This is a genomic window from Ensifer sp. ENS10 (assembly GCF_014852025.1).
GTDB lineage: Bacteria > Pseudomonadota > Alphaproteobacteria > Rhizobiales > Rhizobiaceae > Ensifer.
Window position 1 is genome coordinate 1 of sequence record NZ_JACVAS010000006.1, and the last position, 26,031, is coordinate 26,031.

A 26,031-nucleotide genomic window follows, 5' to 3' on the forward strand; every position below is an offset into this window, starting at 1 on the left:
TTATAGACCCCCATCCTCACAGACGTCAACAGCGATCTTCAAAAAAACTTCAAAAAAGAACAAGCCATTGAATCTAAATGACTATTTCGACTGTTGATAAACTCGCTCGATTTTGAGGAGCGGAAACACGGGCGTTTGCGGCGCAAATCACCCCTTGGCCACGAAGAGACCCATCCCGGCATCACCCGACACGGATTACGATCGCGATATGCGCCGCATGCCCGTCATCAGCGACGCAGTTTCCCGGGTGAAATCCGCCCGGTGTTCCCGAACGATCTGCATCAGGAATTCGCGCACCGCCCTTACCCGCGGCACCGCGACCAGATCCCGGTGGCAAACCAGCCAATAGGTGCGCTTGAGCTCAATCTCTTCAGGCAGGACGATCTCCAAGTCTTCTTCCTGCTGCGCGATGAAGTACGGCAGCACGCATAGTCCCAGCCCCTGCCGCACAGCCTTTAGCTGCGTCAGGATGCTCGAACTCTGGAAATGAGCATGCAGGCCCGGCTGGAGTTCTCCCAGATAATCGAGGCCCGGCGCAAAGATCATGTCTTCGATATACCCGACGAAGCGGTGCGCGGCGAGGTCGTTGCGTCCGGTGATCGGCGGATGTTTCGAGAGATAGCTGCGCGCGCCATAGACATGCAGCGTATAGGGCGTCAGCACCTCGGATTGGTAAGGTCCGGCTTTCGGCGCCGTCAGCGCCACCTGGATATCCGCTTCCTTGCGCGATAGCGACATGATCTGCTGGATCGCCACCAGTTCCAGCGAGACGTTCGGATAGTTTTCGGCAAAATCCGCCAACCGATCGGCCAGGAAGAAATTGCCGAAGCCTTCAAGCGTGCTCAACCTCACGACGCCGCGCTGCGCCGTCAGGCCATCATTGATGTCGAGCTGCAATTGTTCGGTCTCGCGCTCGATCCGCTCGGCGGTTTCGATGAAACGCTTGCCCATGCCGGTCAACACGTAGCCGCGCGGATTGCGCTCGAACAGCTTGACCTTGAGCGCGAACTCCAGCCGATCGATGCGACGCGAGACCGTGGCATGGCTGGTCCTCAGGCGTCGGGCCGCCGTCGACAATTGTCCGGTACGGGCAACCGCGAGAAAGAACTGCAGATCGTCCCAGGTGAAATTCGGATTCATCGCCACCCCCATCTGTTCGAAAATGAACAGATCCTGTTTCGCAATTTACGGTCCAGGCCGCTTGCATCCAAGCGGTTTTTTCCGGATTGTAGTCGCCGGAGCCGACATCTGAGGAGCATGTCTGGCCAATTATGAACAGAACGAAACGGCACCGCCATCCGCGCAGAGGAGCCCGCGTACATTCCTACGCGCGCGTTTCGCGGCGGTTCCCGAACACCAAGAGAACCCAATGGACACGTTCGACTATATCGTCGTCGGGGCGGGTAGCGCCGGCTGCGTGCTTGCCAATCGCCTTTCCGAAAACTCGAGCCATCGCGTGCTCTTGCTGGAGGCCGGTGGCCGCGACAACTACCACTGGATCCACATTCCGGTCGGCTATCTCTACTGCATCAACAATCCGCGCACCGACTGGTGCTTTACGACGGCCGCCGAAGAGGGCCTCAACGGCCGCTCGCTCGGCTATCCCCGCGGCAAGGTGCTGGGCGGCTGCTCGTCGATCAACGGCATGATCTACATGCGCGGCCAGGCGCAGGACTACGACCATTGGCGCCAGCTCGGCTGCACCGGCTGGGCCTGGGACGACGTGCTGCCGCTCTTCAAGAAGTCGGAGGACCACTATAAGGGTGCCAACGACATGCACGGCGCTGGCGGCGAATGGCGGGTGGAAAAGGCCCGCGTGCGCTGGGACGTGCTCGACGCTTTCCAGAAGGCCGCCACCGAAGCCGGCATTCCAGAAACGCCGGATTTCAACCGCGGCAGCAACGAAGGCTCCGGCTATTTCGACGTCAACCAGCGCTCCGGCATCCGCTGGAACACGGCGAAGGCGTTCCTGCGCCCGGCGCAGAAGCGCGGCAACCTCACGGTTCTGACCAAAGCGCATGTGCGCAAGCTGATCATCGAAGGCGATCGCATCGCCGGCGTCGAGTTTCAGCACGATGGCACGGTCAAACGTGCCCGCGCAGCCCGTGAGACCGTGCTTTCCGCCGGCGCGATCGGCTCGCCGCATATCCTCGAGCTCTCAGGCATCGGCCGCGGTGACGTGCTTCAGGCCAACGGCATCGAGCTTCGCCACGAACGCGCAGGTGTCGGCGAGAACTTGCAGGATCATCTGCAGCTGCGCATGGCCTACAAGGTGACGGGCGTGCCGACGCTCAACGAAAAGGCCAATTCACTCTTCGGCAAGGCGTCGATCGGGCTGGAATATCTGCTGCGGCGCTCCGGTCCCATGGCGATGGCGCCAAGCCAGCTCGGGATCTTCACCCGGTCCGGCCCGGAGAAGGAAACGCCCGACCTGCAATATCACGTGCAGCCGGTCTCGCTCGACAAGTTCGGCGAGCCTGTTCATTCCTTCCCGGCAATCACCGCCAGCGTCTGTAACCTGCGTCCGGAAAGCCGAGGCTCGGTACACCTGAAGGGGCCGGATTTTGCCGCGGCACCGGACATCCGGCCGCGCTACCTGACCGCAGAGGCCGATCGCAACGTCGCCGTCAGCGCCATCCGCCTGACGCGGCAAATCGTCAAACAGCCTTCCTTCGCCCGCTTCAACCCGGTCGAGTTCAAGCCGGGCCCATCCTACGAGACGGAGGACGACCTGAAGCGCGCCGCTGGCGATATCGGCACGACGATCTTTCATCCGGTCGGCACCTGCCGCATGGGCGCTGACGCTGAAAGCGTCGTCGATCCTGAACTGCGCCTTCGCGGCCTCAAGGGGTTGCGCATCGCCGACGCCTCGATCATGCCGACGATCACCTCGGGCAACACCAATTCGCCGACGATCATGATCGCCGAAAAGGCGGCAAGCCTGATCCTGGCAGCCAATCGCTAGCGAAAATGCGGGGTGGTTTTGTGTCAGCGAATGCGACATCCAGTGTGATCGAAGGTGCTGATTCGACGCCGGATTCGGCCCGGAGAGGGGCAGCGGATAACGGTAAACTGTCCGAAAAGCGACGCGAAACGCTTAAATCACGGGCCTTGAACCCCTATATCGGGCCCTGATGGCTCAGTTTTGAGCCCAAGCAAGATTAGGGGTTGTGATGGCAATGCAGCGATTTGGGCGTTTTGGACGAGCTCTGGCAATGATGGCGATCGGCTTGACCGTCGCGCTGACAGTTGTGGACGTCGCCGAAGCGCGGCGTTCGGGCGGCGGCTTCGGCAGCCGCGGCACCCGCACCTTCTCGCAGCCGCCCGTTACCCGCACGGCGCCGACCAACGCGGCACCGATCGACCGCTCGATGACGCCGCGCCAGGACGCCGGCCCCACCGCCACCAATCCGGCGGCCGGCCAGACGCGCCCGAACGCTACCCAGCCGAACGCCCGTCCGGGCTTCTTCAGCGGCTTTGGCGGCTCGCTGCTCGGCGGCCTCATGGTCGGCGGCCTGATCGGCATGCTGATGGGCGGCGGCTTCGGCGGTGCGGCCGGTTTCCTCGGCCTGATCGTGCAGATGCTCCTCATCGGCGGTCTGATCATGCTTGCCATGCGCTTCTTCGGCCGCAACCGCCAGCAGACGGCCTATGCGGGCCCGTCCGAGCGGTCGTCGGCTCAGCCGAACGGCATGCCGTCGTTCAAGATTCCGAGCATCGGTGGCGCCCAGGCCGGCGGTCAGGCGAACGCGCGCCCGACGGCAGCACCTGCACCGGCCCCCGTCACCGACGGCCCGGCTGACGAAATCGGCGTCCAGCAGGCCGACCTCGAACAGTTCGAAAAGATGCTGAAGGACGTGCAGGCGGCCTACGCCGCTGAAGACTACGGCACGTTGCGTCGCCTGACGACGCCGGAAGCCATGTCCTACCTCGCCGAAGAGCTGAGCGACAACGCGACGAGCGGCGTCAAGAACGATGTGCGCGACGTGCACCTTGTCCAGGGCGACGTGGCCGAGGCCTGGTCCGAAAACGGGACCGACTACGCGACCGTTGCCATGCGTTACGAAAGCATCGACGTGATGCGAGACCGCGCCACGGGCAAGGTCATCAGCGGTGATCCGGACAAGCTGACCGAAGCGGTCGAGCTCTGGACCTTCGTCCGCAAGCCGGGCGCGGAATGGCAGGTTTCGGCGATCCAGGGCGTCAGCCACGACTGACGCGAAACAGAGTCTATGAGAAAGGCCCGGTCGGCATCGCCGCACCGGGCCTTTTCATTTTCAGGATCACATTTTCCCACGATCAAACGATGGCCGGAACCGACTCCGATGGCGCGAGAATGTGGGTGATCAGATCCCGGAGCCAGCGGTGGGCGGGATCGCCGTCGCGCCGCCGATGCCAGATCTGACGGAACGAAAAAGGCGGGATGGCGAAGGGCGGATCGAAGACGGTCAGTGACCCGGCCTCAGCATCACGCGGCAGGATGCGGTGTGCCACCGTAAGCACCATGTCCGTGCCGAGAACCAGGCCGGGCGCAGCACTCCAATGGGGCAGCGCCAGCACGATGCGGCGCTTGTGCCCCGCGGCCGCCAGCGCCAGGTCGATCTCGTTGCCGGTGTCGCCGCGCAGCGAAACGAGAATATGCGGCCGCTCCAGATAGGCCGTCAGATCCATCGCCTTTTCGCCACCAAGGCTCGCGCCATCTGCCAGGCAGGCGAAGTGTTCCTTAAACAGGAGCGATGTCCTCAGATCCTCGGTCAGCGTCGGAAACACCCCGAGCGCCAGATCGATCTCGCCGTCGACAATTTGCGACATCATCACTTCACGGCTCGCCTGGCTAACGATGAGATCGACGTACGGCGCTTGCCGGCGCAGCACCGCCATCAAGCGCGGCAGCAGAACGAGGGCGGCATAGTCGGACATCGCGAGCCGAAAGATATGGCGCTCCATTGCCGGATCGAACGGCTGAGACCCCATGAGCTGGCGCATGTGCGCCAGGGCCTCGGCAAGCTGTGGCGCGATCTCCAGCGCCCGCACCGTCGGTTCAAGCTGTCCGCCATGGCGGACGAGCAAGGGATCGTCGAAAAGAGCCCGCAAGCGCGCAAGCGCATGACTGACCGCCGGCTGGCTCTTGTTCAGCCGCAGGGCCGCACGCGATACATGGCGTTCCGCCAGCAGGGCATCGAGCACCACCAACAAGTTCAGGTCGATTCCGCCGAGATTATTCATGAGGCGAATGTAACACGTACGAAATTTGAATTTCCATTCCTCCCATCGATGCGTGAGGATGAGGCAATCAAGAAGGAAAAAACAATGCCCACTCTCTCCTCCCTCCTCATGCTTGCCACGGCGATCTTCGCCGGCGCCGTCGTCCCCCTCCAGGCCGGCGCCAATGCCAACCTTGGCCGCCTCCTCGGCCATCCGCTCTGGGCGACGGTCGTCTCGCTCGGCGTCAGTCTCGCGCTCATCCTGCCGATGCTGATCGCGTTGCGGGCGCCGTTGCCCAGCCTTGCGACGGCATTCAAGGGTCCGTGGTGGATCTGGATCGGCGGCGCCGCCGGCGTGATCTATATCACCGCTGCTCTCCTCCTTGCGCCGAAGCTCGGCGCGGCAAGCTTCATCGTCGCCGTCATCGCCGGCCAGATGGCGGTCTCCCTGCTCATCGATCACTTCGGCCTGATGGGTTTCCCCGCAAAGCCGGTCAATGCGGCGCGACTGACCGGCCTACTCTTCATCGTCGGCGGCATGGTGATCACACAGATCGCCAATGTTGCTCCGGCGCTCGCCAATGCAACGCGATAGCGGATCGCCGCAACCCGACGCGGCAGCCGAGACCAGCCTGGCTGCCGCTTGTCACATGAGAAGCACGCATGGTAGATGGCGACCATGTCGAGCGAACCGCATTTGATGGCCTGATCTGCCCCGCAAGGCGGGGCTTGCACCTGTGAGCCCAGAACCGTCCGCCTGTTGAGCGGACAAATCTCGTTCGCATCGATCCGCCCACCCCGTTTTAACGGGGCACCCGGATCGACTGCCTGCCATCGGGCTCGTCATGACCACATCCAATCTCTGGGGCTGCGCCGCCTTCCGGCGCATCAGCTTCGTTCTCGTCGTTCATTCCTTCTGCTCCTGGATGTTCGTTGCCGCGCTGCCGCTCATCGTCGCCGCACGCTTCGGCACCGGGGCGGAACTCGTCGGCAGCCTGGCGTTTGGCCTTTTGCCGCGCATCGTGTTTGCGCCGCTCGCCACCGCGCTCCTCCGGCGGACCGGCCCGCGTATTCCCGTGTTCTGCGCAATCCTTGGCGTCGCCACTGCGATCCCGGGCCTGGCGGTGGCGCCCGATGCGACGACGTTGCAAGCCATCGTCTTCCTCATCGGCCTTGCGGATACGGTGATCACGCCGGGCCTCCTGACGCTCCGCGCCGCCTCCGTTCCGCCCGGCCGCAACATGGAGGCCAATACGACCTTTCAGGCGATCGACCGCTGCGCCAAGATCTTCGGCCCGCCAGCGGCAGGCCTCACAGCGGCTGCGACTTCGATCGCGATTACACTTATCGCCTTGGCGCTCGGCCACGTCGTCGCGGCAACTCTCCTTTTGCGCCATTCCGGCAACCGGCGGCCGCGCGAGCCATTTGTCTCCTGCACGCCGAGCTTCCGGCAGGAGGCGATCGCGATCATGCGCGACAATCCGCTGCTCTGGGCTCTGCTGCTCCCTGCCCTCGGCTACATGGTTTCGCTCGGCGCGCTGCAGCCCTTCCTGTTCTGGCTCAACCGTGACCAGTTTCACCTGGGACCCGAGATGTGGACCGTGCTGCTCGGAGCCCAAGGGCTGGGCGCGCTGAGCGGCGCCCTCGTCTCGAACCGGCTGGCAAGGGTCTTCACCGATACGCGCGCACTACTGCTTGCCTATCTCGTCGCAAGCCTCTTCGAGGGCGTCTCGACCTTCGCGCTGATATTCGCGCCCAACCACGGCACAGCCACGGCGCTGCTGATCCTCGGCGGCATACCGGAGATGGTCGCTTTCGCGGCCTATTTCACCCTCGTGCAGCGCGGCCTGCCCCTGGAACGCCAGACGGCTTTCTACGCCCTTACCTTGCCCCTGATGGATCTTGGCCTTGCCGCAGGGGTGCTGTCGGGAGCGATGTTTACGAGTGGGCTCATGTCGCTTTGGACAATTCTGGCTGTATGCCAGTGCCTGTGCCGTGCTGCCGGTTCTGCCGTTCCTCGCATGGCGCGGGCGCGTTACCGACCTCTGAGCGACGTCTCCGAACCAAAAAGATCAACGCCAGCCGTAACTTGCGACTGGCGCGCTTCGCATAGTCTGGCCATACTTGCTCCGGGCTAAAAAGGGGTTATGGCATGCAGGATCGGCTGTTCATTGGCGGCAAATGGGAAAAACCGCGGCGCGGCGGCACGCTCGACGTGGTCGACCCGGCAACGGAAGAGGTCATCCACCGGGCGCCGGCCGCGACCTATGAAGACGTGGACAGGGCTGCAAAGGCCGCCCGCATCGCCTTCGACAGCGGTTCCTGGCCGAAACTGTCAGGCACTGAGCGTGCCGTCTATCTCCGGGCGATCGCGGCGAAGATCGAAGAGAAGCGCCACTCGCTGGCGCGGCTCGAAGTCGCCGACAACGGCAAGCCGCTGCCTGAGGCGCTCTGGGACATCGACGACGCCGCCGGTTGCTTCCGCTTCTATGCCGGCCTCGCCGAGGAACTGGACGCCGATCCGGAGGAGACGATCCCCGTCGGCGACAGCCGCTTCACCGCACGCGCCGTGCGCGAGCCGCTCGGCGTGGTCGGTGCCATCACCCCCTGGAACTATCCGCTGCTGATGGTCTCCTGGAAGGTAGCACCGGCGCTTGCCGCCGGCTGCACCATCGTGCTCAAACCCTCGGAACTGACGCCGCTGACGGCGCTTGAGCTTGGCGTCATTGCCGAGGAAGTCGGGCTGCCGCCCGGCGTGCTCAATATCCTCACCGGCACCGGCCAGGATGCCGGCCAGCCGCTCACCGAGCATCCGCTGATCGACAAGCTCGCCTTCACCGGCTCTGTCGTGACCGGCCGCAAGGTGATGATGGCCGGCGCTCAGGACATCAAGAATGTCAGCCTCGAACTCGGCGGCAAGTCGCCCTTCGTCGTCTTTGCCGACAGCGACATCGACAAGGCCGTCGAATGGATCATGTTCGGCATCTTCTGGAACCAGGGCCAGGTTTGTTCGGCAACCTCGCGGGTGCTGGTCGAGGAGGAGATTTACGAGACCGTCGTCAGCCGTCTTTGCGAAGAGGCCGCGAAGATCAAGATCGGCAATGGCTTGGAGGACGGCACGCTGCTCGGGCCGATCGTCTCCCGCGGCCAATATGACAAGGTTGTCGGCGCCATCGATCGCGCCCGGCAGGACGGGGCCACGGTCGCTGCAGGCGGTGGCCGCCCGGCCGGCCTCAACAGCGGTTACTTCCTCGAGCCGACCGTGCTGACCGACATGCGCGAAGACAGCTTCGTCTGGCGCGAGGAGATCTTCGGCCCAGTCGTCTGCGTCAAGCCGTTCCGCGAAGAGGCGGACGCGATCCGCATGGCCAATGACAGCCGCTTCGGTCTCGCGGCGGCTGTCATGTCGGCTGACCGCGAGCGTTGCGAACGCGTCGCCCGGGCTTTTCGCGCCGGTATCGTCTGGATCAACTGCTCGCAGCCCACCTTCCCCGAGGCTCCCTGGGGCGGCTACAAGCAATCGGGCATCGGCCGCGAACTCGGCCGCTGGGGCCTTTCGAACTATCTCGAGACCAAGCAGATCACCAGCTTCGACACCGACGAACCCTGGGGCTGGTATATGAAGGGATAGGGACGATCAGGGGCGCAGAAGCGCCCGGCGTCAAATTCCTTTCATGCGTCTGTGAAATAAGCCGACTAACGATAGAATTTGCAAAGCTGTCGGTGGACACATCGTATCGGAGGGTCAGATGAACAGGTCGAACGACGAGATCGAGACGCAGGACTGGCTGGAAGCGGAACTGGCCGACACGCTCGACGAAGACTACGAACTCGAGCTTTCAGAACCGGCGCTCTCTGAGGAGATCCGCAAGATCTATCGCAAGAGCCACCCGCCGACGATCCCGCGCATCGATTACTTCCGCGCGCTGCTGAAGCTGCAGTCGGAGCTGATCAAGCTGCAGGACTGGGTGGTCTACCACAAGGAAAAAGTGGTGGTGATCTTCGAGGGGCGTGACTCCGCCGGCAAGGGCGGCGTCATCAAGCGCATCACCCAGAGGCTCAATCCGCGCGTCGTGCGCGTCGTCGCGCTGCCGGCACCCTCCGACCGTGAAAAGACGCAATGGTATTTCCAGCGCTACGTGCCGCATTTGCCGGCCGGCGGCGAGATCGTGCTCTTCGACCGCTCCTGGTACAACCGCTCCGGCGTCGAGCGGGTCATGGGCTTTGCCGCCGAAGATCAGGTCGAGCAGTTCTTCAACGACGTCCCTGAATTCGAGCGCATGCTGGTGCGTTCGGGCATTCGGCTGGTCAAGTACTGGTTCTCGATCACCGATGAAGAACAGCAGATGCGCTTCCTTGTGCGCATCCATGATCCGCTGAAGCAGTGGAAGCTGTCGCCCATGGACCTGCAATCGCGGGTGCGCTGGGAGGGCTATACCAAGGCCAAGGAAGAGACCTTCGCCCGCACCAACATTCCGGAAGCGCCCTGGCATATCGTCGAAGGAAACGACAAGAAGCGTGCCCGGCTCAACTGCATCGATCATCTTCTGACGCAGTTCCCCTACGAGGAGGTGCCGCACGAGGAAATCTCGCTGCCGGAACGCGTCTTCAACCCGGATTACGAGCGCAAGGTGCTGCCGCCGGAACTCTACGTGCCGTCGAAGTACTGACGGCGGGGCTACTGCATGTCTCCTTAAATCGACCTCGATTTAAGGACGAAGACATGCAGCAAATCAAAGTGCTACAGCGACCTTCGCGCGTCTGATAAGACGCGCGGCGCTGTAGGACCTTCCCCCGTTCCCAGTTGAAAGCGAGGCGGCACCCGCCCGCCTCGCTTGCAATATCCTCTCGAAAATCAGAGATTGCCGTGAAACGACAGTTTCATGGAATCGACATGAGCCCCAAAGAACGCTCCTTCCTCACGCGCGTCCGCCAGGTGCTGCCGGAGCTGCATCCGGCCGAGCGGCGGCTGGGGGATTTCCTTTGCGATTTTCCCGGCGAGGTCGCGAGCTACTCGGCCCAGGAGCTGGCGGCGCTGGCGCATGTGTCGAAGGCGACCGTCTCCCGCTTCATCCAGCGCTTGGGCTACGACAACTACGAGGAGGCGCGCCGTCATGCTCGCGCCGACAAGCAGACGGGCTCGCGGCTGTTCCTTGCGACTGCCACCGACAGCGGCGGCGAACAGTCGCTCTCCTCACATGTGGCGCAAGGCGTGGCCAACATCGAGGCGACCTTTCTCGCCATCTCCGAGACCCAGGTGACGGCGGCGGCAAACGCCATTCTCGGCGCCCGCAAGGTCTGGGTCATCGGCTTCCGCGCCAGTCATTCCTTCGCCACCTATCTGCAATGGCAGATGACCCAGGTGGTCGAGCACATCGCCGCCATCCCCGGCGGCGGCCAGACGCTCGGCGAACATCTGGTCAGCATCGGCCGCGACGATGTCGTGATCCTCTTCGGGCTGCGCCGGCGCGTCTCCCTCATGGAGCCGATTCTCGGACAGCTGGAAAAATCCGGCGCGCGGCTGCTCTACATCACCGACGAGGGCGTGCCCTTCCTCAACCAGGCGGAATGGCATTTCCGCTGCCAGACACTGGCGCCAGGCCCCCTCTTCAACCACGTCTCGGTCATGGCGCTCTGCCATCTCTTGACGACACGATGCATCGAAATCGCCGGCACTGCCGGTCGAAATCGGCTGCGTGGCATCGAAGCCATCAACGATGCGCTCGAGGAATTGTGAGCGTAGATTGGGCAGCGGCCTGAAACGCCAGATTATTTTTTGCACATAAGAAATCTCAGTTTCGTTCGCTTGCGACACGACAGCCAGCCTCCAAGCCGCTGACTGCAAAAGAGAAACTGTGGTTTCTCTTGAGATGGCACGAAACCTGCATTCCACGAATTTTATGCAGCGAAGGGCTCCTTCCTTTCGCAGTGCATCACAGAATCTTCTATGAAACCTCAGTTTCATGATGTAGATTTCATGAAACTGAGTTTTCACATTTTCACGTTGTTAAGCCATAAAGGGGAACGAACCATGGCAGCGGAAAATATGGTGCCGTCCGGCAGGTCATCGCCGGTCATCAGACAGTTGGAATCAGCCTTCACCAAAATTGGCGTCACCGGCGCCCACAAGCAGATCCTCGCCCTCGTGCTCATCGGCTGCCTGTTCGACAGCTTCGAGCAGAACACCATCGGCGTCGCCGGCCCGATCCTGAAGGAACATTGGGGGCTCACCGGCACCGACATCGGCTTCCTCAACACCATCACCTTCGGCAGCGCCGCCATCGGCCGCCTGCTCTCCGGTATCCTTGGCGACCGCTACGGCCGCCGCGTGATGCTGACCATCAACCTCCTGCTTTTCACCATCGGTTCGGCCGCCTGCGCCATGGCGCCGAACTTCGCCACCCTCTGCTTTGCCCGCGCCATCGTCGGCTTCGGGGTCGGCGGCGAGATCTCCACGGCGGTCACGATGCTGTCGGAATTCTGCTCGCCAAAATTCCGCGGCACGGCAGCCGGCCTCGTCAATGTCGGTGCTGGCGGTTTCGGCAACTTCCTGGCACCTGCCTTCGGCCTGATGATCTTCACCCTCTTCCCGGGTGAAAACAGCTGGCGCTGGCTTTTCGCCTCGCTTGCTCTGCCGGCCCTGCTTGTCGTCTTCTATCGCCGTTTCGTGCCGGAAACACCGCGTTTCCTGGCATCACAGGGCAAGATCGACGAGGCCAATAAGGTGCTTTCGATCCTCGCCTCCGGGTCGCTGCGCCCGCGCAACCTCAAGGTCCAGGAATATCTGACCAAGGACCACCTCAAGGACCAAGAACCGGCCAAGAGCGACTGGAAGGAACTCTTCCGCGCGCCCTTCATCGGCCGCACCGTCCCGGTCGCCATCGCCATCCTGATGAGCTACGGCGCCCAGCTCTCGGTGCTCACCTTGATGCCGATCATCTTCGTGTCCATGGGCTACACGCTCCAGGGAAGCCTGCTCTACAGCATGATCATCCAGAGCGGCAGTGTGCTCGGTGCTATCGCCGCCTCGATGTTCGGCTATTACTTCCCGCGCAAGAGGGTGCTGACCCTGGGTGCCGTCTTCGCCTGCCTTGCGGCGGTCTCGATCGCCTATCTCGGCACCAACATCTATCTGGTGCTGATGTTCGGCGCGATCTTCCAGTTCTTCGTGCTCTTGCTCAACACCTCGATCTGGATCTATGCGCCCGAACTCTTCCCGACCCGCGTCCGCGCCTTCGGCGTGGCGCTGATCCTGGCAACCGGCTCGGCCGCGGGCTCCTTCATCCCAACCATCGCCGGCGCGCTCTTCGACGTCTACGGCATGGTCGGGGTCTTCGGTCTCGCCGCCGGCATGTATGCGGTCTTCGCCTTCTGCATCCAGCTCGGGCCCGAGACCTATGGCATGTCGATGGAAGACCTGACCCAGCCTGCCGATGCCGACCTCGCAAAGGCTGACACTTCTGAAATCAAAGTCGGCGCGGAACTGAGAACGTGAGTGCACATATCCTTCTGATTAACCCGAACAGCTCGCTTGCCACCAGCGACATGATGGTCTCCATCGCACGCCGGGCTGCATCAGGACGCATGGCCGTGGCAGTCGCCACGGCCATGCGGAACCCGCCGATGATCGTGACGCCCGAGCAGTTGGATGCGGCCGCTGCCGAGGTCGTCGAGATCGGCGAAAGGCATGAGGCTGGATGCCTCGGTATTGTCGTCAGCGCCTTCGGCGATCCCGGCCTTGCCGCCCTCAAACGCCGCCTCGCGATCCCCGTGATCGGCATCTGCGAGGCCTCGATGATCGAGGCCTCGCAGGGCGGCCGCAAGTTCGGCGTCGCCACCACGACGCCGGAATTGATCCAGGCGATCGACGACCGCGCCCGCGATCTCGGCGTCTGGGACCAGTATACCGGCATCCGCTGCACGTCAGGCGACCCGCTCGCGCTCTCCGCCCACCCCGAGCGCCTGCTGGAAGCCCTCGGCGACGCCGTCCGTCAGTGTGTTGAATTGGATGGCGCCGAGGCCGTCATCATCGGTGGCGGCCCGCTCGGCCAGGCGGCCGAACAGCTCCAGCCGCTGTTCCCGACGCCGATCATCGCGCCCATTCCGAGCGCGATCGACCGCATGCTCGACCTGATGCAGGTCGCCGCCTGACAGGCATTCATCATCGCAGCCACCCAAAAGGAGTATGGATCAGGCAACGGTAACGCCTGTTTCCACCGGTCGCCCTGTGGTATTTTCGCTCTTTCCAATTGGGCAAGACCGAAGCTGGGGCGGAGGTTGCGCGATGAAATCTATCCTGGCAGCATTCGTCGCGGTGGCGTCCTTTGCTGCGGTGGCCATGGCCGGCCCTTTGCATGACGCGGCACGGGACGGCGACACGGAGCGCGTCAAGCAGTTGCTCGATCAGGGAACCGACATAACCGAGCCCGATGCGGCCGGCGAGCCGGCGCTGTTGATTGCCGCTCTGAAAGGACGCACCGAGGTTGTCGCGCTCCTCATCGAGCGCGGCGGCGACATCGAGATCCGCAACAAGGGCGGCCTGACGGCCCTGCACGCCGCCGCCTATGGCGGCAATCTCGAAACCGTCAAACTGCTCGTCGCCAAGGGTGCTGCTGTCAACGACGTCGCCAACTTCTACAAGATGTCGCCACTGCATGCGGCAGCCGAAGAGGGCCACGCCGAGATCGTGGCTTTCCTGCTGACCAACAAGGCCGACATCGAGGCCAAGGAACGCAACGGCTACACGCCGCTGACGCAAGCGGGGTGGCGCTCCCACTGGCCGGCCGCCGAGCTGTTGCTGAAGGCTGGAGCCACCTGCCAGAAGGCCGACCTCGTCGGCGACTGGCTCTACGGCGAATGCACCAAGCGACAATAACAAGCACATCCGGAAACGGAGGACATGGCATGTCTCGACACTCCATACCATTTGCGACCGCGGCGACGGCGGTGCTGCTCGCATTCGCCAGTCCGGCGTTGGCGGAAGAACCCGTCAACACCGGCTATTTCGGCGACGTGGCGATCAAGGGTTATGATCCGGTCGCCTACTTTACAGAGAACAAGGCGGTCGAAGGATCGCCAGAATTCAGCTATCGCTGGCTCGGCGCCACCTGGCAGTTCGCCAGCGCCGAGCACCGTGACCAGTTCATCAAGGAACCCACCCGCTATGCGCCGCAATATGGCGGCTACTGCGCCGACGGCGTCTCCTTTGGCACGGTGACGACCAACATCGACCCCAAGGCCTGGCGCATCATCGAGGACAAGCTGTACCTCAGCTACGATCCGGGCGCTGCTGACGGCCTTGTGAAGAATCCGAACAAGGTGGTCGATTCGCGCAAGCACTGGTCCGAGGTCGAGCAGACGCTGCTCACTGAAAAGGCGTCGATCAACTGGACGAAGCCCTCGCCCTAAAGCAGTTCCAGAAAAGTGTGTAGCGGTTTTCCGTCCAGAACAGCGTCAATTGAGTGAATCGGAGTGCCTTCGATGCCGGGTGACTGCCGTCACCGCTCGATCGAGAAGAACTTCAGCGCCTGCGGCGTGACGTTGATGTAGTCCGCCGTGCGCTCGCCCTTTGCCGTGTTGCGGTAGACATAGCCGCAAACCATGCGGTCGAGGAAATATCCGTCATACTTCTCGCAGAGCTGGTTGCCCTTCACCTCGATGCGGCCGGTGATGTTCGTATTGCTGGTGCGGTAGGCGGTGTTTCCGTCCTTGTCGAAGAACTGCGCGAAGCTCGTGCCGTTCTTGTGCACGCCAACCCAGGTCTTGTCATCGGTCAGTTGCTTGAGTTCCGCCGGGCCAAGCCGGTCGCTGGCAGCACCAACAAAGCCGAAGGGCCATTCCGGAATGCCAGCGACACGCAGGCCGAAAAGGTGACGATAGAGGTCCTCTTCGCGCCAGTAGTCATAGAGATAGCTATAATAGGTCAGGTTGGTGTCCGGAAAGAGTTTTAGCAGTTCCGCGGCTACTGCCGCTGCGCTCTGCTGATCGCCGCGCTGGGCATAGGCCGAGGCGAGATACTCCTTCACGGCTTCCGCCTTCGGCAGCGTCTCGCGCGCCGCTTCGATCAATGGGATCGCCTTTTCGAGGCGGCGCGCCGTGTAGTAGACGATGCCCGCCAGAAGCTGCAGGCTCGATGAGGGCGACGGATCGAGCCTGAGTGCCCGTTCGATATCGTCTAAGGCCTGCTCGTGCTCCCCGGTCTGGGCAAGGATCAGCGCCAGATTGGCGAGCGCCTCGGCATCGTTAGGCTGCATGGAGACGGCCCTGAGCGCCGATTCCTTTGCCTCCGAAGCGCGTCCATCGACGAGCTGCAGCAACGCCAGCACCGTATGGGCGCGCGCATTGTTGGCGTCGAGTTTCAGCGCCTGCCCGGCCGCATCATAGGCGATCTTGCGCGCCACCGCCGCCGACCAGAGATAGTTGTAGTCGTTGCGCCAGACGTCGACCGCGATGCGGGCTATGCCGGCATGAGCATCGGCGAAATCGGGATCGAGATCGATCGCCCGCTGGTAAAAGGCGAGTGTCTGACGATTGGTCTCGACATCGCGCCAGATAAGGCCCTGCTGCTCGGCGCGCATGTAGTTGTCATAGGCTTCGAGATTATCGGTGGGGATCCGTGCCAACCGGTCGCGCTCGCCCTCGCTGAGCTTGACCTCAAGCGCGGCAATGATCTTGCCGATGACGTCATCCTGAACGGCGAAGAGATCGGCATATTGGCGGTCGTAGCGCTCCGCCCAGAGCGACAACCCGCTCACCGCGTCGAAGAGCTTGACGTTGATGCGCAGCCGCTGGTCGGCCCGCTGCAGCGTGCCCTCCAGCACATAATGCACGCCGAGTTCGGCCGCCACGTCCTGGATCTTGGTGGCGCTCCCTTTGAGCGCAAACACCGAGTGCCGGGCGATGACGAAGAGGCCGGACACTTTGGACAATTCGGTGATGAGATCGTCGGTCAGTCCCTCGGCCAAGTGGTCGTGGTCGCTGTCGCCGCTGACATTGATGAAGGGCAGCACCGCGACGGAAGGCTGGTCCGGCAGGGGATAGGCGAAACGCTGCGCCGGGCCGTCCTGCCCGATCCATGTCCACGGCTGCCACCAGGCGAGCGCGGCTGAAATTGCGATCGCCGCAAGCCCGGCCACCAGCCCCTTTACCCAGACAGTCTTTCGCCGGTTTTTCTCAACAACCGTCCTGCCCGCGGCTTCCGGGTCCAGGAGCACGCGGTAGACCCGTATCGGATCGCCGAGCCCCTTGACCGGCTGCTGCCCGAGCGACACGAAACCGGCCTTAAGCTTCGAGCTGACCTGGTCATAGGCCGTGCCGGATATCGCAATGCCGCCAGGCTCGGCCAATCCCTGCACCCGGTCGGCGATATTGACGCCATCGCCATGGATGTCGTCGCCCTCGACGATGATATCGCCGAGATTGATACCGATGCGGAAATCCAGCCTCTCGCCATCTGGCCCCTTGTCGGCTTCTGCCGCCTTGCGCCTCTGGATTTCGATTGCGCACTGCGTCGCATCGACAACGCTGCGGAATTCAACGAGCAGCCCGTCGCCCATCGTCTTCACCAGACGCCCGTGATGCTCGATAAAAAACGGCTCCAGGATGTTGGAAAGGTCCGACTGGAATCGCAGGCGCGTCCCTTCCTCGTCCAGCCGACTCAGGCGGCTGTAACCGACGACATCCGCGATCAGGACGGCAGCGAGACGGCGCTCCATCGACGAGCTCTCAACGTACGATGTACTCCAACACAGATGTTACCGCAGCTTGGCAGACGGCGCCATCGGCGCGGTCCGGCGATGGCGCCCCGCGTGCGTCGTAACCGTTACGTACTTGCGGTTCCCCGTCGAACTGGCACGATTTTGGGCTACCATCGGATGGAGTTTGCCACGCTAGGTGACGAAGCGAGCACCGCCGATGCAGCGCGGCAACTGACTGAGAAGGATCCGAGCATGATGTATTGTCGTTCGCTCTTCATGGCCGGCGCACTGGTGATGGCCGTCGCCACACAATCAACCGCCGCCGACCCCGTCACGGTCGGCGTCGACAACTTCGTCCGCGCCGAGAGCGACATGTATGCGGCCAGCATGGTCAAGGACGGCGCCTTCGGCAAATTCCTGCACCGCCGCGAACCGGCTTCGATCGACAACCAGACCGTCATTCGCCTCAACCGCGACACGCTCTATTCGTCGGCCGTGTTCGATCTCGATGCCGGGCCGGTTACCATCACCATGCCGGACGCGGGAAAACGCTTCATGTCGCTGCAGGTGATCAACGAGGATCACTACGTGCCCGAGGTCGTCTACGGCGCCGGCGAGACGACGCTGACGAAGGAAAAGGTCGGCACGCGCTACGTCGTCGTCGGCATCCGCACGCTCGTCGATCCGGCCGACCCGAAGGACATCGCCGAGGTTCACACCCTGCAGGACGCGATCAAGGCCAGCCAGCAAAAGGAAGGCAAGTTCGAGGTCCCGGCCTGGGATCCGGCCAGCCAGAAGAAGGTGCGCGAGGCGCTGCTCGCGCTCGGCGCCACCATGCCGGACTTCAAGAAGGCCTTCGGCACCAGGCAAGAGGTTGATCCGATCCGCCATCTGATCGGCACGGCCACCGGCTGGGGCGGCAATCCGGACAAGGATGCGACCTATCTCAACATCACGCCCACTAAGAATGACGGCAAGACGATCTACAAGCTTACCGTCAAGAACGTGCCGGTCGATGCCTTCTGGTCGGTCAGCGTCTACGATGCGCAAGGCTTCTACGAGAAGAACCGGTATGATGCCTATACCATCAACAACATCACCGCAAAGAAGGGCGACGATGGCAGCGTCTCGATCCAGTTCGGCGGCTGCGACGGCAAGATCCCCAACTGCCTGCCTGTGGTCGACGGCTGGAACTATACCGTGCGGCTCTACCGGCCCCGCAAGGAAATCCTCGACGGGTCCTGGCACTTTCCCGAGCCGCAACCGGTGAACTAAGCTTCCCGCGTGATGAATCAGGCACGGGAGACTGAGCGCATGGAGTTCCGGGACGATGGTCTTGTCGCGTTTGCCGGGCATGGCGCAGCGCCCCTGCCCGCCGCAACCGTCGAGGGCCATGTCGAGCGCGATGGTGCGCGCATCTGGTATGCGACCTATGGATCGGGTACGCCGGTGATCCTGCTGCATGGCGGCCTCGGCCATAGCGGCAACTGGGGCTACCAGGTGCCGGCACTGCTGGAGGCCGGGCACCGCGTCATCCTGATCGATAGCCGAGGTCACGGCCGCAGCACCCGCGATGCCAGGCCCTACACCTACGAACTGATGGCGTCGGACGTGCTCGCCGTTATGGACAGGCTCGAGCTTCAAAAAGCAGCCTTTGCCGGCTGGAGCGACGGCGCCTGCATTGCGCTCGTCCTCGCCTCGATGGAACCGGAGCGTGCCGCCGGCGTCTTCTTCTTCGCCTGCAACATGGACCCGAGCGGAACCATGGAAATCGAGCCGAGCCCGGTGCTCGACCGATGCTTCGGCCGCCATTCGAGCGACTACAGACAGCTGTCGGCAACGCCGGATGATTTCGGCGCCTTCGTCGATGCCGTCAGCGAGATGCAGAAGACTGAGCCGAACTACACCGCCGAAGAACTCGGCCGGATCCGCGTACCGGTCGCGATCGTCCAGAGCGAAAACGACGAGTTCATCAAGCGCGAGCACGCCGACTATCTGGCGCGCAGCATTCCCGGCGCCAAATTCATCCTGCTCCCCGACGTCAGCCACTTCGCCCCGCTGCAGCGGCCAGAGCGCTTCAACGTCGCGCTCATCGGCTTTCTGGCAAGCCTTCCCGACTGACTGCATGCCCCGGGTGCGACGGCCTCCGTGCGAATGGACGGGCCAAGACCGGCCCGTCTGCCTGCCGTTCGAACGAGATTACTCGGCCGCCTCACTCTCCGGCATCGGCACGTAGTTGAGGATCGGCGACAGCCAGCGCTCGACCTCGCGCACCGGCATGCGCTTGCGTGTCGCGTAATCCTCGATCTGGTCGCGCTCCACCTTGGCGACACCGAAGTAATAGGCCTCGGGGTGGCCGATATAGAGGCCTGACACTGACGAACCCGGCCACATCGCATAACTCTCGGTGAGGCTGACGCCAATCGCAGCTTCCGCATCGAGCAGCCGGAAGAGCGTCGCCTTTTCCGTATGGTCGGGCTGCGCCGGATAGCCCGGCGCCGGACGGATGCCGGCATAGGGCTCGCCGATCAGATCCTGCGGCGTGAAAACCTCGTCGGCCGCATAGCCCCAGAGCTCCTTGCGCACATATTCATGCATGCGCTCGGCGAAGGCTTCGGCAAAGCGGTCGGCCAGCGCCTTGACCAGGATCGAGGAATAGTCGTCGTTGGCGCGTTCGAAACGCTCGGCAATCGCAACCTCCTCGATGCCGGCGGTCACGACAAAGCCACCAACATAGTCGTTGGAGCTGCTGTCGGCAGGGGCGACGAAGTCGGAAAGGGCCACATTCGGGCGACCGTCGCGCTTCGTCAGCTGTTGGCGCAGCGTGAAGAAGGTCGCAAGCTCAGACGACCGGTCTTCTCCAGTGAAGAGCCGGATGTCGTCGCCGACCGTGCCGGCCGGCCAGAAGCCGACCACCGCCTTCGGCGCAAACCACTTCTCTTCGATGATCTGCGCAAGCATCGCCTGGGCGTCGTCGAACAGTTGCCGGGCGGCGGCACCTTGCGCCTCGTCCTCCAGGATCTTCGGATAGACGCCCTTCAGTTCCCAGGTCTGGAAGAACGGCGTCCAGTCGATATAGCGGGCGAGTTCCGCCAGGTCCCAGCTCTCGAAGACCCGCGTGCCGAGGAAGGACGGCGTCTTCGCCTGATAGACAGACCAGTCGACCTTGTGCTGGTTGGCGCGCGCCTGCGACAGCGGCAGCCGACGCTTTTCCGCTTCGTTGCGTGCATGTGCGTCGGCAACCTTGCGGTACTCCGCCCGGACCGTCTCGATGTAGTTGCCCCGCGCCTCCGGCGACAGGAGGCTCGAAACGACGCCGACGGCGCGGCTGGCATCGGTGACATAGACAGTCTGGCCACGATCGTAGCGCGGATTGATCTTGACCGCCGTATGGACGCGGCTGGTCGTCGCGCCGCCGATCAAAAGCGGAATGTCGAAGCCTTCGCGCTCGAGTTCGGAGGCGACATGCACCATTTCGTCGAGCGACGGGGTGATGAGCCCCGAAAGGCCGATGATATCGACCTTCCGCTCGCGCGCCACGTCGAGGATCTTCGCCGAAGGCACCATGACGCCAAGATCGATGATCTCGTAATTGTTGCAGGCGAGCACGACGCCGACGATGTTCTTGCCGATGTCGTGCACGTCGCCCTTGACCGTCGCCATCAGGATCTTGCCGGCGCTTTCGCGCGCTTCGCCGCCATTGGCAAGCTTCTCCGCCTCCATGTGCGGCAAGAGCACGGCAACCGCCTGCTTCATCACGCGTGCGGATTTCACCACCTGCGGCAGGAACATCTTGCCGGAACCGAAGAGGTCGCCGACGACATTCATGCCGGCCATCAGCGGGCCTTCAATGACGTGCAGCGGCCGCGCGGCGGTTAGCCGGGCCTCTTCGGTGTCGATCTCGATATACTCGGTGATGCCGTTGACCAGCGCGTGCTCAAGACGTTTTTCGACCGACCATTCACGCCAGGAGAGATCCTTCTCGCGCGCCTGTGAGCCGCCCTGGCCGCGATAACGCTCGGCGATTTCAAGCATGCGCTCGGTCGAATCGGCGCGGCGGTTGAGCACCACGTCCTCGCAGGCCTCGCGCAGCTCCGGATCGATTGCATCGTAAACGGCAAGCTGGCCGGCATTGACGATGCCCATGTCCATGCCCGCCTGGATGGCGTGATAGAGGAAAACGGCATGCATCGCCTCCCGCACCGGCTCGTTACCGCGGAAGGAGAAGGAAAGGTTGGAGACACCGCCGGAGATATGCACATGCGGCAGCGTGGCGATGATTTCGCGCGTCGCCTCGATGAAGTCGACGCCGTAATTGTTGTGCTCCTCGATGCCGGTCGCCACCGCAAAGATGTTCGGGTCGAAGATGATGTCCTCGGGCGGGAAGCCGGCCTCTTCCGTCAGGAGCTTGTAGGCGCGGCTGCAGATCTCGACCTTGCGCGCCTTGGTATCGGCCTGACCGACCTCGTCGAAGGCCATGATGACGACGGCGGCGCCATAGGCGCGGCAGAGTTTCGCGTGGTGCAGGAAAGCCTCTTCGCCTTCCTTCATGGAAATGGAATTGACCAGCGGCTTGCCCTGAACGCATTTTAGGCCCGCCTCGATCACTTCCCATTTCGACGAGTCGATCATCACGGGCACGCGGGCGATATCCGGCTCGGAGGCGACGAGGTTCAGGAACTCGATCATCGCCTGCTTCGAATCGATCAGGCCCTCGTCCATGTTGATGTCGATGATCTGGGCACCGTTCGCCACCTGGTCGCGCGCGACATCGAGTGCGGCCGAATAGTCGCCGGCGGTGATCAGTTTGCGGAACTTGGCCGAACCGGTGACGTTGGTGCGCTCGCCGACGTTGACGAAGGGAATGTCCGCGGTCAGCGTGAACGGTTCCAGGCCGGAGAGCCGCATCAGCGGTTCGACCTTGGGGATCTCGCGCGGCGGATGCTTGGCAACCGCTCTCGCAATCGCGCTGATATGAGCCGGCGTCGAGCCGCAGCAGCCGCCGACGATGTTGAGGAGGCCATCGCGCGCGAAGGCTTCCACTTGGGCGGCCATCTGCTCGGGTGTTTCGTCATACTGGCCGAACTCGTTCGGCAGACCGGCATTCGGATAGGCGCAGACAAGGGTATCGGCAACGCCCGAGAGCTCGTCGATATGGGCGCGCATGGCATTGGCGCCGAGCGCGCAATTGAGCCCGATGGTGAACGGATCGGCATGGCGAACGGAATGCCAGAAGGCGGTCGGCGTCTGGCCGGAAAGCGTGCGGCCCGAAAGGTCGGTGATCGTGCCTGAGATCATCACAGGCAGCTCGATGCCCTTTTCGGCGAAGACTTCCTTGGTGGCGAAGATCGCGGCCTTGGCGTTCAGCGTATCGAAAATCGTCTCGATCAGGATGATATCGGCGCCGCCGTCGATCAGCCCGCGGATCTGTTCGGCATAGGCGATCCTGAGGTCGTCGAAGGTGACGGCGCGATAACCGGGATTGTTGACGTCAGGCGAGATCGACGCCGTGCGGTTGGTCGGTCCGAGCGCGCCGGCGACGAAGCGCCGGCGGCCGTCCTCGGCCTCGGCACGCTTGGCGGCACGGCGCGCCAGCCGGGCGCCGTCGCGGTTGAGCTCATAGACCATGTCCTCCATGCCATAGTCGGCCTGGGCGATGCGGGTCGAGGAGAAGGTGTTGGTCTCGAGGATGTCGGCGCCGGCGATCGCATAGGCGTAGTGAATGTCCTCGATCGCCTTCGGCTGCGTCAGCGTCAGAAGATCGTTGTTGCCCTGCTGATGACACGCGCAGCCGCCGAACCGGTCACCACGGAAATGCTGCTCGATAAAGCCGAGCTGCTGGATCTCCGTGCCCATCGCGCCGTCCATGATCAGGATGCGTTCACTCGCCGCCCGACGCAGCGCCTCTTTGATCTCGGAGCCGTCCGGCTTGGAGGAAACGTCACCGAAAAGGGCGCCGATGGCGGACATGGGAAATCTCCCGTTCTGAAAACGACAAACAATAATCGAGTCAATCACATAAAGATATCTTTATGTCAACATATGGCGCGATCACATTTGGCCATCTGGACAAAGAAAATGGCCCGCCGCGATTGCGACGGGCCATTATGAAAGGACCTGCTCCGGACGGCAAATCAAAGCCGTGCCAGGCAATCCTCGGTTTCGTATATGGCGCAGAGGATGTGATAGAAGCTGCTGGCCGGTGCAGGCTCGTCAACGAAGCTGCCATCGGCCTTCTGCTTGTCGCGCCAGAGACCCGCGACCGGGGTCTCCAGGAAAGTCTGAAGCGCTGCCGCCGCCCGCGCAGCCGAAGCGAGATAACGCTCCCGCTCGGCGCCGCCGGTCAGCGCCGCGAAACGAACCGCGGCCTTCAGCCACTCGGTCTGCGGCCAGAGCCGCGCGATCGGGTCGGCCACCGAGAGATCGTCGAGAAGCGTCATGATCGCAACGTTGCGGTTCGCGCAGATGCCGTGCGCCTCGCCGATATCGAAGAGCCGCCGCGCTTTCACGATCGCCTCGGCGCTGCCGCGGCGTTCCGCCCAGCGCAACAGCAGCCAGGCCCATTCGAAGAGATGACCGGGCTCGACGATGCGGCCCTTGTCGCCGGCAATCGGCGCCCAGTCGTGATCGAAGAACTCACGCAGGACGCCGGTCTCAGCGTCGATGAAATGATCCATCGCCAGATCCGCAATCTCGTCAGCGAGATTGGCCCAGGCGACCTGATCGAAGCCCTCGACCGCCTCGCTGGCGAGGCACGCCTCGAAGAGATGCATGTGCGGGTTGGAGCAAAGCGGCAGCCGTGGGGGATTGTCTTCCTCGAAACCCGCAACCGGATGCTTGACATGCGCCTCGATCCGAGACCGAAGATCATTGCTGCGTTCGATCATTTCGGCCTTCCGTGCCGGCACGACCTCAGCGAGATAGGCGAAGGCGAGCAGCGCGAAGGCCTGGTTGTAGAGATCGAAGGATCCGTCGAGCAAATTGCCATCCGCATCGGCGAGCGCGCCGTAGAAGCCGCTCGGCTGCTTGAAGACGCGATCGAAATAGGCAAGCCCGCCTTCGGCAGCGCCGCACCAATCGCCGGACCAGCCGCGTCGGCCGGCTTCGGCAAAGCAATAGACCTGCCGCGGCTGGACGCGCGCGCGCCTGTTGGCGCGCGTCGGTTCACCCGCCATGTCGATCGTCTCGACGAAGCCGCCTGGGGAATCGACACCCTTGTCGCGCCATAGCGGCAGGGCCTTGTCGGCGAGCCATTGCGAAAGAGCCTGGGACTGAGACAAAATATCGCCTGACAACACTCAGCCCTCAAGCTTCAACGCGTCATGATCCTTGCCGAGCAAGGACGAAAGCGCTTCGACGACCATGTTGTGGTCCTCGCGCTGCGGCAGGCCGGAAACCGTGACCGCACCGATGCAGCCGGTGCCTTTGACGACGATCGGGAAGCTGCCGCCATGCGCGGCGTAATCAGCATCGGCAAGCCCGAGCTTTGCCTGCAGATTCGTCTGTGCCTTGGCGAGCTCGCGGCCCGTGGCATAGCTGCTCTTGAACAGCCGGAAGACCGTGTTGCGCTTGCGGCGCACCCAGTTCGGATTGTCGGGCGTCGCCCCTTCGAGCGCGGCGTAGAACACCGGCATCGAAAACAGCGTGATGTCGATGACGACGCCGAGCTTGCGCTCGACCGCCATCTTGCGCAGCAGCGCGCCGAGCTCCCAGGCCGTTTCGAGGTCGAAGCGCTCGAACTGCAATTCCTGTTCCTGCCGCGCGATGCGGCCCAAGTCCTTGTCGATATTCATGGGTTCAGTCCTTCCAGAGCCAGGCCGCACCGCGCACACCGGAACTGTCGCCATGCAGGGCCTTGCGGATGGGGGTTTCGAACGTGTCGCCGAAGAGATAGTTGACCACCCGCGGCGGCACGTCGTTATAGATCTCGTCGACATTCGACATGCCACCGCCGAGCACGAAAACGTCGGGGTCGACGATGTTGGTGAGCAGCGCCAGGCTGCGCGCCAGCCGGTCGACGAAGCGCTCGTAGACGCCCGTTGCAACCGGGTCGCCCGCCCGCTTTGCCTCGATGATGTCGCGGCCGCGGCGCTCCGCGCCTGTTGTGATCCGGTAGTCGAGCTCGACGCCGGTACCGCAGGCATACATGTCGAGGCAGCCGTGTTTGCCGCACCAGCACTTATGCCCGGGATATTCGTCCTTCGTCATCCACGGCAGCGGATAGTGGCCGATCTCGGCGGCAACGCCCTGATAGCCGGCATGCACCTTCTTGTCGATCGCAAGACCGCCGCCATGGCCTGTGCCGACGATGACGCCGAAAACCACATGCGCGTCCCTGCCCGCACCGTCGACCGCCTCCGAAACCGCCAGGCAGTTGGCGTCGTTGGCGAGCCTGACCGCACGGCCGAGTGCCGCCTCCAGGTCACGTCCGAGCGGCTTGCCGTTGATCAGCACCGCATTGGAATTGCGCACGATGCCCGTGCGCGGATTGGGGCTACCGGGAATACCGATGCCGATCGAGCCCTTTTCGCCCGCCGTCTGTTCGGCAGCAGTGACAAGATCGAGAACGGCGCGAATGCAGTCGTCGTAGCCGCTGTTCGGGGTCGCGACGCGATGCCGGGCGCGCGTTTCGCCATCGCGCCCGAGCGCGATGACTTCCATTTTCGTGCCGCCCCAATCTATTCCGATGAACATATGTGGATCAGGTCTCTGATGAAGGTCTCACGGGGAACGCCAGCCTCCTCAAGCCGACGCCCGCCTTGCTTAGCATTCGAGCGACCGGAAAGACCAGCCCCGTTTCGCAATCGATTTAAACACGCGGGAGATGGCGCCAATGCGTCGCTCTGACGAGATAACCCAGGCTCGGCGGCGCCGGCATTTCCGCGGACACACGCGCAAAAACACTTGGCTAAGACGCCTTGCTTTTGTATGGGTGCTATCCAAGTGGTCCCGTAGCTCAGCAGGATAGAGCACCAGATTCCTAATCTGGGGGTCGCGCGTTCGAATCGCGCCGGGATCACCATAAAAATCAAATAGATAGAATTCCAACCCTCCGACACATTCCCCGGGCCGTTCCCCACTCGCGTTTACGCAGCGCTCTATGCCCCCGGCCAAAATGTGAGATTCCAGCC

General features: G+C 63.0%; 20 protein-coding genes and 1 tRNA gene. 14 read left to right on the forward strand and 7 right to left on the reverse strand.

The window, feature by feature from the left end; translation table 11 throughout:
• Positions 1 to 195 precede the first annotated feature (195 nt).
• Positions 196 to 1,140 (reverse strand): LysR family transcriptional regulator, encoded by a 945-nt coding sequence (locus IB265_RS20520; RefSeq protein WP_192495151.1) that lies wholly within the window; start codon positions 1,138 to 1,140, stop codon positions 196 to 198.
• Between the two features lie 229 nt (positions 1,141 to 1,369).
• Between IB265_RS20520 and IB265_RS20525 the strand changes: the two genes are divergently transcribed.
• The gene (locus IB265_RS20525; protein ID WP_192495152.1) at positions 1,370 to 2,965 is read left to right on the forward strand and encodes a GMC family oxidoreductase; all 1,596 of its coding nucleotides are present in this window, start codon (positions 1,370 to 1,372) and stop codon (positions 2,963 to 2,965) included.
• A 253-nt stretch (positions 2,966 to 3,218) separates the two neighbouring features.
• Complete coding sequence (locus tag IB265_RS20530) at positions 3,219 to 4,217, forward strand: Tim44 domain-containing protein (RefSeq protein WP_375293081.1); 999 nt, start codon at positions 3,219 to 3,221, stop codon at positions 4,215 to 4,217.
• 82 nt (positions 4,218 to 4,299) lie between these two features.
• On the opposite strand, the gene IB265_RS20535 is transcribed toward IB265_RS20530, so the two are convergent.
• Positions 4,300 to 5,226, reverse strand: coding sequence for a LysR family transcriptional regulator (locus tag IB265_RS20535; protein WP_057255078.1), 927 nt, complete (start codon positions 5,224 to 5,226; stop codon positions 4,300 to 4,302).
• An 84-nt stretch (positions 5,227 to 5,310) separates the two neighbouring features.
• Here IB265_RS20535 and IB265_RS20540 point away from each other — a divergent pair, with 84 nt between their 5' ends.
• From IB265_RS20540 to IB265_RS20580, 9 genes are all read left to right on the forward strand, one after another.
• A complete protein-coding gene (locus tag IB265_RS20540; RefSeq protein WP_057255111.1) occupies positions 5,311 to 5,799 on the forward strand; it encodes a DMT family transporter in 489 nt (162 codons plus the stop codon).
• A gap of 250 nt (positions 5,800 to 6,049) precedes the next feature.
• Positions 6,050 to 7,342, forward strand: a complete 1,293-nt coding sequence (locus IB265_RS20545) for an MFS transporter (RefSeq protein ID WP_192495153.1) — start codon at positions 6,050 to 6,052, stop codon at positions 7,340 to 7,342.
• A 14-nt stretch (positions 7,343 to 7,356) separates the two neighbouring features.
• Positions 7,357 to 8,835, forward strand: a complete 1,479-nt coding sequence (locus tag IB265_RS20550; RefSeq protein WP_057255076.1) for an aldehyde dehydrogenase family protein — start codon at positions 7,357 to 7,359, stop codon at positions 8,833 to 8,835.
• Positions 8,836 to 8,953: 118 nt separating this feature from the next.
• Positions 8,954 to 9,874, forward strand: a complete 921-nt coding sequence (ppk2, locus tag IB265_RS20555) for a polyphosphate kinase 2 (RefSeq protein WP_057255075.1) — start codon at positions 8,954 to 8,956, stop codon at positions 9,872 to 9,874.
• Between the two features lie 224 nt (positions 9,875 to 10,098).
• Positions 10,099 to 10,941, forward strand: a complete 843-nt coding sequence (locus tag IB265_RS20560; RefSeq protein WP_057255074.1) for a MurR/RpiR family transcriptional regulator — start codon at positions 10,099 to 10,101, stop codon at positions 10,939 to 10,941.
• A gap of 294 nt (positions 10,942 to 11,235) precedes the next feature.
• Positions 11,236 to 12,699 (forward strand): MFS transporter, encoded by a 1,464-nt coding sequence (locus IB265_RS20565; RefSeq protein ID WP_057255073.1) that lies wholly within the window; start codon positions 11,236 to 11,238, stop codon positions 12,697 to 12,699.
• On the forward strand, positions 12,696 to 13,355 hold the full coding sequence (locus IB265_RS20570; RefSeq protein WP_057255072.1) for an aspartate/glutamate racemase family protein: 660 nt from the start codon (positions 12,696 to 12,698) through the stop codon (positions 13,353 to 13,355). The genes IB265_RS20565 and IB265_RS20570 overlap by 4 nt, the downstream gene beginning before the upstream one ends.
• A gap of 133 nt (positions 13,356 to 13,488) precedes the next feature.
• Complete coding sequence (locus IB265_RS20575; RefSeq protein ID WP_057255071.1) at positions 13,489 to 14,079, forward strand: ankyrin repeat domain-containing protein; 591 nt, start codon at positions 13,489 to 13,491, stop codon at positions 14,077 to 14,079.
• Between the two features lie 29 nt (positions 14,080 to 14,108).
• Positions 14,109 to 14,612 (forward strand): YHS domain-containing (seleno)protein, encoded by a 504-nt coding sequence (locus IB265_RS20580; RefSeq protein ID WP_057255070.1) that lies wholly within the window; start codon positions 14,109 to 14,111, stop codon positions 14,610 to 14,612.
• 89 nt (positions 14,613 to 14,701) lie between these two features.
• On the opposite strand, the gene IB265_RS20585 is transcribed toward IB265_RS20580, so the two are convergent.
• Complete coding sequence (locus IB265_RS20585; protein ID WP_057255069.1) at positions 14,702 to 16,918, reverse strand: adenylate/guanylate cyclase domain-containing protein; 2,217 nt, start codon at positions 16,916 to 16,918, stop codon at positions 14,702 to 14,704.
• Positions 16,919 to 17,152: 234 nt separating this feature from the next.
• Between IB265_RS20585 and IB265_RS20590 the strand changes: the two genes are divergently transcribed.
• Both IB265_RS20590 and IB265_RS20595 read left to right on the forward strand, forming a co-directional pair.
• Complete coding sequence (locus tag IB265_RS20590; RefSeq protein ID WP_057255110.1) at positions 17,153 to 18,175, forward strand: DUF1254 domain-containing protein; 1,023 nt, start codon at positions 17,153 to 17,155, stop codon at positions 18,173 to 18,175.
• A 39-nt stretch (positions 18,176 to 18,214) separates the two neighbouring features.
• Positions 18,215 to 19,021 (forward strand): alpha/beta fold hydrolase, encoded by an 807-nt coding sequence (locus tag IB265_RS20595; protein WP_057255068.1) that lies wholly within the window; start codon positions 18,215 to 18,217, stop codon positions 19,019 to 19,021.
• A 78-nt stretch (positions 19,022 to 19,099) separates the two neighbouring features.
• Here the strand turns inward: IB265_RS20595 and metH are convergent, their stop codons facing one another.
• From metH to IB265_RS20615, 4 genes are all read right to left on the reverse strand, one after another.
• Positions 19,100 to 22,870 (reverse strand): methionine synthase, encoded by a 3,771-nt coding sequence (gene metH, locus IB265_RS20600; RefSeq protein WP_192495154.1) that lies wholly within the window; start codon positions 22,868 to 22,870, stop codon positions 19,100 to 19,102.
• Positions 22,871 to 23,034: 164 nt separating this feature from the next.
• On the reverse strand, positions 23,035 to 24,183 hold the full coding sequence (locus IB265_RS20605; protein WP_373419845.1) for an AGE family epimerase/isomerase: 1,149 nt from the start codon (positions 24,181 to 24,183) through the stop codon (positions 23,035 to 23,037).
• A gap of 15 nt (positions 24,184 to 24,198) precedes the next feature.
• Positions 24,199 to 24,693 carry a heme-degrading domain-containing protein gene (locus tag IB265_RS20610; protein WP_057255066.1) on the reverse strand — a complete coding sequence of 165 codons (495 nt, stop codon included), beginning with the start codon at positions 24,691 to 24,693 and terminating at the stop codon, positions 24,199 to 24,201.
• Between the two features lie 4 nt (positions 24,694 to 24,697).
• Positions 24,698 to 25,594, reverse strand: a complete 897-nt coding sequence (locus IB265_RS20615) for an ROK family protein (protein WP_057255065.1) — start codon at positions 25,592 to 25,594, stop codon at positions 24,698 to 24,700.
• Between the two features lie 251 nt (positions 25,595 to 25,845).
• Between IB265_RS20615 and IB265_RS20620 the strand changes: the two genes are divergently transcribed.
• Positions 25,846 to 25,922, forward strand: a tRNA-Arg gene (locus IB265_RS20620).
• The last annotated feature ends 109 nt before the right edge of the window (positions 25,923 to 26,031 follow it).